General features: G+C 62.1%; 11 protein-coding genes. 5 read left to right on the forward strand and 6 right to left on the reverse strand.

Features of this window, described 5'->3' with window-relative positions:
* The first annotated feature begins 19 nt into the window (after nt 1-19).
* The 4 genes from INQ47_RS21875 (at nt 20) to INQ47_RS21890 (ending at nt 6,608) form a co-directional block, all read left to right on the forward strand.
* Nucleotides 20-1,084 carry an imelysin family protein gene (locus tag INQ47_RS21875; RefSeq protein WP_252458814.1) on the forward strand — a complete coding sequence of 355 codons (1,065 nt, stop codon included), beginning with the start codon at nt 20-22 and terminating at the stop codon, nt 1,082-1,084.
* Nucleotides 1,085-1,086: 2 nt separating this feature from the next.
* A complete protein-coding gene (locus tag INQ47_RS21880; RefSeq protein ID WP_252458813.1) occupies nt 1,087-2,184 on the forward strand; it encodes a DUF1513 domain-containing protein in 1,098 nt (365 codons plus the stop codon).
* A gap of 218 nt (nt 2,185-2,402) precedes the next feature.
* Nucleotides 2,403-3,551 (forward strand): efflux RND transporter periplasmic adaptor subunit, encoded by a 1,149-nt coding sequence (locus tag INQ47_RS21885; RefSeq protein WP_252460162.1) that lies wholly within the window; start codon nt 2,403-2,405, stop codon nt 3,549-3,551.
* A 12-nt stretch (nt 3,552-3,563) separates the two neighbouring features.
* Nucleotides 3,564-6,608, forward strand: coding sequence for a multidrug efflux RND transporter permease subunit (locus INQ47_RS21890; RefSeq protein WP_404702574.1), 3,045 nt, complete (start codon nt 3,564-3,566; stop codon nt 6,606-6,608).
* A gap of 108 nt (nt 6,609-6,716) precedes the next feature.
* Here the strand turns inward: INQ47_RS21890 and INQ47_RS21895 are convergent, their stop codons facing one another.
* From INQ47_RS21895 to colR, 5 genes are all read right to left on the reverse strand, one after another.
* Nucleotides 6,717-6,947, reverse strand: coding sequence for a hypothetical protein (locus tag INQ47_RS21895; protein ID WP_021781819.1), 231 nt, complete (start codon nt 6,945-6,947; stop codon nt 6,717-6,719).
* Nucleotides 6,947-7,645 carry a lipopolysaccharide kinase InaA family protein gene (locus INQ47_RS21900; RefSeq protein WP_404702575.1) on the reverse strand — a complete coding sequence of 233 codons (699 nt, stop codon included), beginning with the start codon at nt 7,643-7,645 and terminating at the stop codon, nt 6,947-6,949. The genes INQ47_RS21895 and INQ47_RS21900 overlap by 1 nt, the downstream gene beginning before the upstream one ends.
* A gap of 6 nt (nt 7,646-7,651) precedes the next feature.
* The gene (locus tag INQ47_RS21905) at nt 7,652-8,332 is read right to left on the reverse strand and encodes a class I SAM-dependent methyltransferase (RefSeq protein ID WP_404702576.1); all 681 of its coding nucleotides are present in this window, start codon (nt 8,330-8,332) and stop codon (nt 7,652-7,654) included.
* Between the two features lie 107 nt (nt 8,333-8,439).
* Nucleotides 8,440-9,750: a sensor histidine kinase gene (locus INQ47_RS21910; protein ID WP_404702577.1), complete on the reverse strand. Its 1,311-nt coding sequence runs from the start codon at nt 9,748-9,750 to the stop codon at nt 8,440-8,442.
* Nucleotides 9,740-10,423, reverse strand: coding sequence for a two-component system response regulator ColR (gene colR / locus INQ47_RS21915; protein ID WP_003255215.1), 684 nt, complete (start codon nt 10,421-10,423; stop codon nt 9,740-9,742). Before colR ends, INQ47_RS21910 begins: the two co-directional genes overlap by 11 nt.
* A gap of 183 nt (nt 10,424-10,606) precedes the next feature.
* Between colR and INQ47_RS21920 the strand changes: the two genes are divergently transcribed.
* The gene (locus tag INQ47_RS21920; protein WP_404702578.1) at nt 10,607-11,335 is read left to right on the forward strand and encodes a phosphatase PAP2 family protein; all 729 of its coding nucleotides are present in this window, start codon (nt 10,607-10,609) and stop codon (nt 11,333-11,335) included.
* Nucleotides 11,336-11,382: 47 nt separating this feature from the next.
* Here INQ47_RS21920 and INQ47_RS21925 read toward each other — a convergent pair whose 3' ends face one another.
* Complete coding sequence (locus tag INQ47_RS21925) at nt 11,383-12,303, reverse strand: iron-sulfur-binding ferredoxin reductase (protein ID WP_404702579.1); 921 nt, start codon at nt 12,301-12,303, stop codon at nt 11,383-11,385.
* Between the last annotated feature and the right edge of the window lie 9 nt (nt 12,304-12,312).

Genomic DNA, 12,312 nt, shown 5'->3' on the forward strand with positions numbered 1-12,312 from the left:
ACGCGCAAAGGAGCCGGGCATGTTCCGACCCAAACTGTTGTTCACAAGCCTCGCCGCACTCGCCCTCGGTGCCTGCTCGCCACAAGACCCGCAAGCAGTGACCTCCGCCGCCATCGCCAACCAGGTAATCCTGCCTACCTACAGCCGCTGGGTCGAAGCCGACCGTACGCTGGCTGCCAGCGCCCTGGCCTACTGCGAAGGCAAGGAAAGCCTGGACAAAGCCCGCGCCGACTTCCTCAACGCACAAAAAGCCTGGGCCGAGCTTCAGCCGCTGCTGGTCGGCCCGTTGGCCGAAGGCAACCGCGCCTGGCAGGTACAATTCTGGCCCGACAAGAAAAACCTGGTCGGCCGTCAGGTCGAGCAACTGGTCAACGGCGACAAGCCGGTTGATGCTGAGGCGTTGGGCAAGTCCAGCGTGGTGGTACGTGGCCTGTCGGCCTATGAGTACATCCTGTTCGACAGCAAGCCGGACATCGCCACTGCCGAACAGAAGGCCCGCTACTGCCCGCTGCTGGTGGCCATCGGCGCGCACCAGAAGGCTTTGGCAGAGGAAATTCTCAAAGGCTGGAACAGCACCGACGGCATGCTCTCGCAGATGACCAAGTTCCCCAACCAGCGCTACGCCGACTCCCACGAGGCGATCGCCGATCTGCTGCGCGCCCAGGTTACCGCCCTGGACACCCTGAAGAAGAAGCTCGGCGCACCGATGGGCCGTCAGAGCAAGGGCATCCCGCAGCCGCTGCAGGCCGAGGCCTGGCGCAGCCACAACTCGATGAACAGCCTGCAGGCCAGCCTCAAGGCCGCCGAAGCCGTCTGGGTCGGGGTAGACAACCAGGGCCTGCGCGGCCTGTTGCCCAGCGATCAGAAAGCGCTGGCGGACAAGATCGACGCTGCCTACGCAACCTCGCTCAAGTTGCTGGCCGATAACCAGAAAACGCTGGGTGAGCTGCTGGCCGACGACGCCGGTCAACAAACCCTCAACCAGATCTACGACAGCCTCAACGTCGTCCACCGCCTGCACGAAAGCGATCTGGCCAAGGCACTGAACATCCAGCTGGGCTTCAATGCCAACGACGGTGACTGATCATGCTGCGACGCCAGGCACTCAAACTCGGTAGCGTATTGCTCAGTGCCCTCACCTTGGGCGGCTGGAGCCTATTCCGCAACAAAGGCAGCGAACCCTTGCTGCTCTCGGCGCGTGATAACGGCAACGGCCAGCACTTTGCCGTAGGTTTTCGCCTGGACGGCACACAGGTGTTCAGCACCCAGGTCGCTCAGCGTTGCCATGCCATCATCCACCACCCCGAGCAGCCAATCGCCCTGTTCGTCGCCCGCCGCCCTGGTACCGAAAGCTACCTGATCGACCTGCGTGACGGGCGCCTGCTGCAAACGGTAGCCTCGCAGCCTAACCGGCACTTCTATGGCCACGCCGTGGTGCACAAAGGCGGCGAATGGCTGTATGCCACCGAGAACGACACCACCGACCCGGGGCGGGGCGTGCTTGGCGTGTACCGTTTCGAAGGCGAGCGCCTGGTGCACACTGGCGAGATACCGACCCACGGTATCGGCCCGCACGAGGTTGCCTGGCTGCCCGACGGCGAAACGCTGGTCGTGGCCAACGGCGGTATCCGTACCGAAGCCGAAAGCCGTGTCGAGATGAACCTCGATGCCATGCAACCTAGCCTGGTGCTGATGCAGCGTGACGGCACCCTGCTGAGCAAGGAAACCCTGGCCCAGCAGATGAACAGCGTGCGACACCTGGCAGTGGCCAGCGATGGCACCATCGCCGCCTGCCAGCAGTTCATGGGCGATGCCGATGAAACTGCCGAGCTGCTGGCGATCAAGCGCCCGGGCGAGCCATTCAAGGCCTTTCCGGTGCCGGAGCGGCAACTGCAAGCCATGGCCCAATACACCGCAAGCGTTGCCATCCACAGCGAGCTGCGGCTGGTGGCGCTGACGGCGCCGCGGGCCAATCGCCTGTTCGTCTGGGACCTGGACAGCGGTGCGGTGCGGCTGGATGCCCCGATGCCCGACTGCGCAGGCGTTGGCGCAGTGAAGGACGGCTTTGTCGTTACCTCCGGGCAGGGCCGTTGCCGGTTCTACGATTGCCGCAAGGCCGAACTGGTCGGGCAACCGATGAACCTGCCGTCCGGTTTCTGGGACAACCACCTGCATCTCGTCTGATTTTTCTGTTGCATTCACTGGCTCTTTCGCGGCTAAAGCCGCTCCCACTGGGTTCTACACGGTCCCTGTGGGAGCGGCTTTAGCCGCGAAAAGGCCAGCACAGGCATTTCACACCCCTCCTCCCGAAAAACAGTCAATACTTCCCCCATCCACACGTGGGCAGGATCGCCCGTTGTCGTGTAGAAGCGAATAACAACTGCATCCAAGGAACCGGACCTATGCTGCGCCGCCGCATGCTCATCATGTTGGCCGTGGTTCTGCTGATCGTGCTGGCCCTGGGGGGTTACAAAGCCTTCTCGATCTACCAGCAGATCCAGATGTTCACTGCCCCCAGGCCGCCCATCACCGTGGCGGCTGCCATGGCCGAACAGCGCCAGTGGCAAGAGCGCCTGCCCGCTGTCGGCAGCCTCAAGGCGCTGCAGGGCGTGGATCTGAGCCTGGAGGTGGAAGGCATCGTCAAATCCCTGCACTTCGACTCAGGCCAGCAGGTCAAGGCCGGGCAACTGCTATTGCAGCTCAACGACGATCAGGAAACAGCCCTGCTCGGCACCGCCCAGGCCGACCTGGGCCTGGCCAAGGTCGATTTCGGCCGTGGCAGCCAGCTGGTGGGCGATTCGGCCATCTCCCGCGGCGAATTTGACCGCCTTTCCTCCCAATACCGGCGCAACCAGGCAGTGGTCGAGCAGCTCAGGGCGCAGAAGATCAAGAAGAGACTCAATGCACCTTTCAGCGGCACCATCGGCATCCGCCAGGTAGACATCGGCCAGTACCTGGCCGCCGGCACGGTGATCGCCACCCTGCAAGACACGTCCAGCCTGTACGTAGACTTCAACGTGCCGGAACAGGCCCTGCCACACCTGAGCCTGGGCCAGCAGGTGCTGGTGCAAGTGGCCGCCTACCCGGGCCAGCGCTTCCCCGCCAACCTCAGCGCCATCAACCCCAAGGTCGAGGAAACCACGCGCAACCTGCTGGTACGCGCCACCATGGCCAACCCCGACGGCAAACTGCTGCCAGGCATGTTCGCCAGCCTGTTGATCCTGCTGCCCAACCCGCAACCGCAAGTGGTGGTGCCGGAAAGCGCCATTACCTACACCCTGTATGGCAACTCGGTGTATGTCGTCTCACCGAAAAAGGACAAGAACGGTAAGCAGGAAAACGACGACAAGGGCCACCCCCTGCTGGTCGCCGAACAGCGCACGGTACAGACTGGCGAGCGCCGAGACGGCGTGGTTGTGGTCAGCAAAGGCCTGCAGGCCGGGGAACAGGTGGTCACCGCCGGGCAGCTGAAACTCACCCCCGGTGCCGCGATACGCATTGGCCAGGACAACGCCCTCAAGCCCGAACCGGGCGCAGCGGCCAAGGACTGACAGGAGGCTGGCATGGCGTTCACCGACCCGTTCATCCGCCGCCCGGTGCTGGCCAGCGTGGTCAGCCTGCTGATTCTGCTGCTCGGCTTCCAGGCCTGGAACAAGCTGCAGATCCGCCAGTACCCGCAAATGGAAAACGCCCTGATCACCGTCACCACCGCCTACCCCGGGGCCAACGCCGAAACCATCCAGGGCTACATCACTCAACCATTGCAGCAGAGCCTGGCCAGTGCCGAAGGCATCGACTACATGACCTCGGTGAGCCGGCAGAACTTCTCGATCATTTCCATTTACGCGCGCATTGGCGCCGACAGCGACCGGCTGTTCACCGAGCTGCTGGCCAAGGCCAATGAGGTGCGTAACAAGCTACCCCAGGACTCAGAAGACCCGGTACTGAGCAAGGAAGCTGCCGACGCCTCGGCGCTGATGTACGTCAGCTTCTACAGCAAGGAAATGAGTAACCCGCAGATCACCGACTACCTGTCACGGGTTATCCAGCCCAAGCTGGCCACTTTGCCGGGCATGGCCGAGGCGGAAATCCTCGGCAACCAGGTGTTCGCCATGCGCTTGTGGCTGGACCCGGTGAAACTGGCCGGTTTCGGCCTTTCGGCTACCGACGTGACCAATGCCGTACGCCGCTACAACTTCCTTTCCGCCGCAGGCGAAGTCAAAGGCGAATATGTGGTCACCAGCGTCAACGCCAGTACCGAGCTGAAGTCGGCCGAGGCGTTCGCCGCCCTGCCGCTCAAGACCAGCGGTGACAGCCGCGTGCTGCTGGGCGATGTGGCGCGGGTCGAGATGGGCGCAGAAAACTACGACACGGTCAGCTCGTTCGACGGCACCCCGTCGGTCTATATCGGCATCAAGGCCACCCCGGCCGCCAACCCGCTGGATGTCATCAAGGAAGTGCGGCGCATCATGCCAGAGCTGGAAAGCCAGCTGCCCTCGGCACTGAAAGTGTCGATTGCCTACGACGCCACGCGGTTCATCCAGGCTTCGATCGACGAAGTGATCAAGACCTTGGGCGAAGCGGTGCTGATCGTCATCGTGGTGGTGTTCCTGTTCCTCGGTGCCCTGCGCTCGGTGCTGATTCCGGTGGTGACCATACCGTTGTCGATGATCGGTGTACTGTTTTTCATGCAGATGATGGGCTACTCGCTCAACCTGCTGACCCTGCTAGCCATGGTGCTGGCCATCGGCCTGGTGGTGGACGATGCCATTGTGGTGGTGGAAAACATCCACCGGCACATGGAAGAAGGCAAGTCGCCGTTCGACGCGGCACTGCAGGGCGCGCGCGAAATCGCCATGCCAGTGGTGTCGATGACCATCACCCTTGCCGCGGTGTATGCACCGATCGGCTTCCTGACCGGGCTCACGGGCGCGCTGTTCAAGGAGTTTGCCCTGACGCTGGCCGGGGCGGTGATCATTTCCGGTATCGTTGCCCTTACCCTGTCACCGATGATGTGCGCCCTGCTGCTGCGCCGGGAGCAGAACCCGAGCGGCCTGGCCCACCGCCTCGACCAGCTGTTCGAACGCCTGAAGGGGCGCTACCAGCGCTTGCTGCACGCCACCCTCGACAGCCGGCCGGTGGTGCTGGTGTTTGCCGTGATCGTCCTGTGCCTGATCCCGGTGCTGCTCAAATTCACCCAGAACGAACTGGCGCCCAACGAGGACCAAGGGGTGATCTTCATGATGAGCAGCTCGCCCCAGCCGACCAACCTCGACTATCTCAATGCCTACACCGACGAGTTCACACCGCTGTTCAAGACCTTCCCCGAATACTATTCGTCGTTTCAGATCAACGGTTTCAATGGCGTGCAGACCGGTATCGGTGGTTTTTTGCTCAAGCCTTGGAACGAGCGTGAACGCACACAAATGGAGCTACTGCCACTAGTGCAGGCCAAACTCGAGGAAATCAGCGGGCTGCAGATCTTCGGCTTCAACCTGCCGTCGTTGCCCGGCACTGGCGAGGGCTTGCCGTTCCAGTTCGTGATCAATACCGCTGGCGACTACCCGGCACTGTTGGAAGTGGCCCAACGCATCAAGAAGCGCGCTCAGGAATCGGGCAAGTTCGCCTTCCTCGATATCGATCTTGCCTTCGACAAGCCCGAAGTGGTGGTGGACATCGACCGGGCAAAGGCGGCACAGATGGGGGTGTCGATGGACACCATCGGCAGCACCCTGGCGACCCTGCTGGGCGAGGCGGAAATCAACCGATTCACCCTTGAGGGCCGCAGCTACAAGGTGATCGCCCAGGTTGAACGGCCGTACCGCGACAACCCCGGCTGGCTGAACAATTACTACGTGAAGAACGACCAGGGCCAGTTGCTGCCGCTGTCGACCCTGATCACCCTCACCGATCGCGCTCGCCCACGCCAGCTCAACCAGTTCCAGCAACTGAACGCTGCAATCATCCAGGGCGTACCCATGGTCAGCCTGGGCGAGGCGCTGAAGACCGTGCAGGACATAGCTCGCGAAGAGGCCCCGGAAGGCTTTGCCTTCGACTACGCCGGCGTGGCCCGGCAGTACGTTCAGGAAGGTAGCGCATTGTGGGTCACCTTCGGCCTGGCGCTGGCGATCATTTTCCTTGTACTGGCTGCCCAGTTCGAGAGCTTCCGCGACCCGTTGGTGATTCTGGTGACAGTGCCGTTGTCGATCTGTGGCGCGCTTTTGCCGCTGTTCCTGGGTGTGTCGAGCATGAACATCTATACCCAGGTCGGGCTGGTGACTTTGATCGGACTGATCAGCAAGCACGGTATCCTGATCGTCGAGTTCGCCAATCAGCTACGTGAGGAGCGGGGCCTGAGCGTGCGCGAAGCGATCGAGGAAGCAGCGGCCATTCGCCTGCGGCCGGTGCTGATGACCACGGCGGCCATGGTGTTCGGCATGGTGCCGCTGATTCTGGCAACCGGGGCGGGAGCGGTCAGCCGTTTTGACATCGGTATGGTGATTGCCACCGGGATGTCGATTGGCACGCTGTTTACCTTGTTTGTGTTGCCGTGTATCTACACCCTGCTGGCGCACAAGGCGAGCGCCAAGGAACCTGCAATCGCTTGAGCCGACCTGTGGGAGCGGGCATGCCCGCGGGGAGGCCGGCAACGCAGCCGCAAAAAGCCAGAGGCCCCGCAATCGCGAGGCCTCTGGCTTTTCACGCTAACGCAGGGTTCAACCGAATGGTCGCAACCCTTGACGCAAGCCAAACAGGAACAGCAAAAGGTCATGGTCCGGCTCAGTCCGGGCCTGCTGCGGTTTTGCATCCCGCGGCAACGCGCACTGGTCTGCCATTTCTGCCTTGCTGAACACCGTCGGTCTCGGCTCTTCCCAGGCAGCCACCGCCACGGTGGTCACCGCCAGGCCAGCTACCAGGAACAAAGCTCGAGCAATTTCTAGTTTCATTACTCTAACCCTTTGACAGCGCTGCCAAACGCCATCTTGTAAAAGTAGAGCAGCGTCCGCCATTCCGCGTCATTGAGCGACGAATGGCGGCGGAGCTGACGCAAGTCATTGCCGGCCGCACGCTGGCAACTGATACGCCGCCTGCACTTTTCCAGGTCCAGCAGCGCCACTTCGACGCGGGCCTGCTCGCCCTCGCCGATCACCTTGATGAATACGTGCTTGCCATACAGGCAGCCGTGTTGCCAGTGCCCCAGGTGCATCCGCGCCAGGTTGTCCGCCAGGTCCTTGAGCATGCGCTCATGCACCACCTGCGGGTAATGCTCGCGGGCACCTTCGGCATGCCAGGTGTCGAGTTCGACAAAACCGTCCAGCGCTTCGCTGACCAGCAGCGCGCGCCACTGGTGCTCGGCATCGCGCTGCGCGCCACAGAAGACGATGCGCGGTACACGCACGCCCAGCTGCTCGAAACTGTTCAGCGCATCGAGTTCACGCAATACCGTCGGCCGACCAAAAGGGTGCAACAGGCTGCGGTAGATATGCCCAACCTGGCGCTTGGCATACAACAGCTTGCCATTGGCATCGTTGAGGCGTTGCACGCCACTTTCGCCGCCGCGGCGCTGGTTAGGCTCCTCGACCCACTCGCCTTGCTGACGCCAGTAAAAATCGAACCGCGATTCCCCTTTATGGGCTACAGCCATCAAACACTACCCCTTACGCAATACGTAGACTCGCCACATGGCATAGAACGGCAGGAAGTCGAGGCGTTCCTGGATTCTGAAGCCGGCGGCCCTGAATTCTTCTTCGACCGTTTCGGCAGGTAACACGAAACGGTTCTGGTAATTATCCTGTTCGGACTTGGCGCTACGGCGCTGCTCCAGCTTTTTCCGGCGCCAGGCCTTGAAGTTGCCATCCACCCACAGGGACAGGATCACACTATCACGGCTAACCCTTTGAAATTCCGAAAGAATGGTCTTTCTGTGCGCCGACTCGCCAATGTGATGGAACAAGCGCATGCAGAAAATGCTGTCCACGGCGTTATCTGGCAGGTCGATGGCAAATGCCGAAGTCTGCAAAGGCCGTACCCGTGCCACCACTTCTGGCGGTTGCGCCGCACAGGCTGTCTCAATCATGGCCTCGGAGTTGTCGGCACCGATGATTACCCGATTGGGCTTTTCCGCCAACAGCGGCCAGAAACGGCCCGCTCCGCATGGCAGATCGAGTACCAGGCCAGGCTCGCCCGCCAATGCCAAGGCGCGGCGCGCCAATTGCTCATCTCGCTTGTGGGAAAGGCGTCGCGCCAGGCCGTCCTGGTGCTTGAGAAAGTACTCGCGCGCATGGTCTTTGTCGTACTTCTCGGAAAATTCAAGCTTGATGGGGCTACGCATTGGGCATCTCCTGACTCCATTGCGCCCACATTAGGTATGCAAGCGTTGGAATCAGGTCATGCCAGTGTGAAAAAAACGTTGAGTACCAGTTGACCTGATACAAGAAATTACCCGACCAAGGCGTCCGTATCACCTTTGGCCGCGGTGTTGCTCAGGTCCACCTGGAAGCGGCAGCCATGTGGCAAGGTGGATGTCAGGGTGACACGCCAACCCTGGTCGTCACAGATCCGCTGTACCAGCGAAAGCCCCAGCCCCAGGCCCTCGCCACGCCGTTCATCGCCGCGCACGAACGGCCTGAACATGGCCTCGCGCTGCTCTTCGGGGATACCCACTCCGCTGTCTTCTACGCTGAAACCGTTGGCTTCCAGGCTCAGGCGGATATACCCACTGTCGGTGTAGTGCGCAGCATTACGCAGCAGGTTGCCCATCACCGACTGCAGGAAGGTGGCGTTGTACAGCACAGGGCTAGCACTCACGCGGCCATCGAAATACAGGGTGAGGCCTTTCTGTTCGATGGTGTCGCGCCACACCCCGATGAGCTCATCGGCCACTTCGCGCAGGGTCGCCCGTGACGCCACTGCACCCTCATCACGCTGCGCCCGGGCCAACATGAGGAAGGTCTTGACCAGCTCGCGCATTTCTTCGGTAGCCCGCGCAACCCGCTCCACCTGGCTACGCGCGCGGGCATCAAGGCCAGGGTTTTCCATCAGAAGCTCACACGAGGTAGCCAACACCATCAACGGCGTGCGTAGCTCGTGGCTGACATCGCTGGTGAACAGCCGCTCGCGGGTCAGCGCATCACGCAAGCGGCCCAGGGTGTCGTCGAAAGCCACTGCAAGCTGGCCGACTTCGTCTGCCGCATAATCCGGTGCCAGCGGTGGGGCCAGGCCCAGTAACTGATCGCGGTGGCGCACCTGACGCGCCAGCCGGATGACCGGAGCCATTACCCGACGTGCAACCAACCAGCCAAGGATGACCGCCAGCACCAGGCTGAGCACGAAGCCCACCACAACCACGGCAAACAGTATGCGCTCGCGCTCCTCGAAGTCGCTCTGGTCCTGCAGCAGTACATAGCGGCGACCATCGACGATCTCGACCATGGCGTGGTACGACAGCTGGTCTCGGAACACCTCGTGGAAACCGCGGTCGAGGTGACGCAGGTCCTTGGGTAGCTCGAAGTCGTCACGCCCACCACTGAAGTAGAACAGCTGATCTGGGCGAGGCCGATGACTCCAGTCACTGACGCTGTCCATACGCAGCAGGCGCTGCAGATCACCGCCCAGTACCGAAGAAATCAGTCGCTCCTCGACCAGATGCACCGTGGCGACGATACCGAATGCGAAGGCCCCGGCCACCAGCGCGCTCATCAGGGCAAAGGCGATGATGATGCGCTGGGCAAGGCTTTGCTTAAACTCCATCGCGGCCCTCGGCGAGGCGATAGCCGACGCCATGGACGGTATGCAGCAACGGTTTTTCAAACGGTTTGTCGATCACCTGGCGCAGCTGATGCACATGGCTGCGCAGGCTGTCGCTATCGGGGCAGTCATCGCCCCACAAGGCTTCTTCCAGCACCTCGCGGCGCAGTACGTGCGGGCTTTTCTGCATCAGTACCGCCAGCAGCTTGAGGCCGACCGGGTTGAGCTTCAGCAGGCGACCCTGGCGGGTTACCTCGAGGGTATCGAGGTCGTAGCTGAGGTCAGCCACCTGCAGGGTGCGCCGCCCACCGCCCTGGGCACGGCGCAGCACCGCTTCGATGCGCGCCGCCAGCTCCGACAGGGCAAATGGCTTGAGCAGGTAGTCGTCAGCCCCAGAGCGGAAGCCCTGCAGGCGGTCGTCCAGCTGGTCACGGGCAGTGAGCATGATCACCGGCGTGTCACGGCGGGCATCTTCGCGCAGGCGCTTGCACAAGGTGTAACCATCAATGCCTGGCAGCATGATGTCGAGGACGATCAGGTCATAGTGCTCGGTGGCGGCCAGATGCAGCCCGGACAGGCCATCCTGGGCACAGTCGACGGTGTAGCCCTTCATGCCCAGGTAATCGGCCAGGTTGGCCAGGATATCGCGGTTGTCTTCAACCAAAAGAATGCGCATCGGTTTCTCCTGTGCGGCGCTTCTCGCTGTGGTGCGCGGCAGGCGCAGCTTAAGGCCTATGCTTGCACGGTGCCAGCCCTTGGGAAAATTCACCGCCCTTGACAGTTTTTTCACTGATCCTTCACGGACACAGGATAGCGGGCGGCCGACAATACCCGATCTTTTTCGCGCCCTGGAGCCGTCATGCAGCAACGCACCCGCCCTCGCCCGATCAACTACTGGCTGTACCTGGGGATTCCCCTGGCGACTGCGCTGGCCCTGTTCCTGCTGGAACTGACTTCAGTCGACATGGATGTCGCCAACCTGTTCTTCGACCCCGCTGCCGGGCAGTTCATTGGCCGCCACAGTTACGTGTTGGAAAACATCCTGCATGACCGGGTCAAGCAAGTGGTGATCCTGTTGGGGGTGATATCGCTGCTGACCTTTGCCGCGAGCCTTTTCTGGAAGCGCCTGTTTGGCTGGCGCCGTGAACTAGGCTGCCTGGTGCTGGCGCTGGGCTTGTCGACAGCGTTTGTCACGCCGCTGAAAAAAGTCACCCAGGTGCAGTGCCCTTGGAGCCTGACCCAGTTTGGCGGCACCGAAACGTACAGCAAGCTGCTGGAACCACGGCCGCCTACCAACAAGCCTGGGCTGTGCTGGCCGGGCGGGCATGCCGCGACCGGGTTCTGCCTGTTCGCCTTGTTCTTCATGCTGCGTGATCGCAAGCCGCGCCTGGCGCGGGTGGCGTTTTTAGTAGCCCTGGTAGCAGGGTCGATACTGTCGGTGGGCAGGATGATGCAGGGGGCGCACTTCCTGTCGCACAATGTGTGGACAGCAGTGTTCTGCTGGTTGATCGGACTGGGGTCGTATTACCTTGTTCTCTATCGGCGGGCGCAGGCCGAGGTGCCCGTCGCCGAGCACAGCGCCGCATGAAAGAGGGAGGGGCCGCTTTGCGGTCCCTCCGCATCACAAGGCTACCCTCAGGCATGCTCGACGAACACATCAGCAAACACCTGCCCCCGCGGCACGCCTGCGATGAACATCCGCCGGGCAAACCGCTCGACACTCCCAGGCGCCCCACACAGCAGCACCACCGTCTGCCGCGACAACAGCCGCATCCCGGCCAACGCTTCATCCATCTGTTCCACCAGCACCAACTCGACACTCACCCCTGGCAGCTTCAGCAGCGGCTCCGCCAGATAGTGCCCCGCCGGATCCCGCGCCACATGCAGCACGCGGATTTCGCCCCGATGCCCCAGGCGCAACGCTTCGCGCAAGATACCCCAGAGCGGCGCCAGCCCGGTTCCCGAGGCCAGCAACCACAGCGGCCGCTCCTGCCAATCTGGGTCGTAATGAAGGGCTCCGCCTCTGAATTCCCCCAAACGCATCTGATCGCCGACCTGTAGACCACGTACCTTGTCGCAAAAGGCACCAAGCCGCTGGCAATCGATATGAAACTCGAGAAAATCATCCTCACCCGGCAGGCTGGCCAAGGAATAAGGTCGAGCAACCGCGCCTAGCCACAGCACCACGTGCTGCCCCGCCTGGTAACGCACCACCCGATCGGGGCGCAACCGCAGGCGCAATACATCGCCAAACCAGTCCAACGCACAGACCTGCGCCGGTACACCACCCAGCAAGGGGTCGTATAACGCCACGCGCAGGTCCTCGACTACCCGGCACTGGCAAGCCAGACGCCAGCCCTGGGCGTGTTTCTCCAATGCCAATGCCTCGGGCAAAGCATCTGCCGGCTGGCCCTCAAGGCAGCGCACCAGGCAGGCGTGGCAACTGCCGGCGCGGCAACTGTAAGGCACATTCAGCCCCGCCTCGTTGAGGGCATCGAGCAGGTTGCTGCCAATGGGCACAGTCCAACGGCGCAAGCCCACACAGATTATGGGCATGATTACAGT

It is taken from the genome of Pseudomonas sp. 3HC3, assembly GCF_044904505.1.
Classification (GTDB): domain Bacteria; phylum Pseudomonadota; class Gammaproteobacteria; order Pseudomonadales; family Pseudomonadaceae; genus Aquipseudomonas; species Aquipseudomonas putida_Y.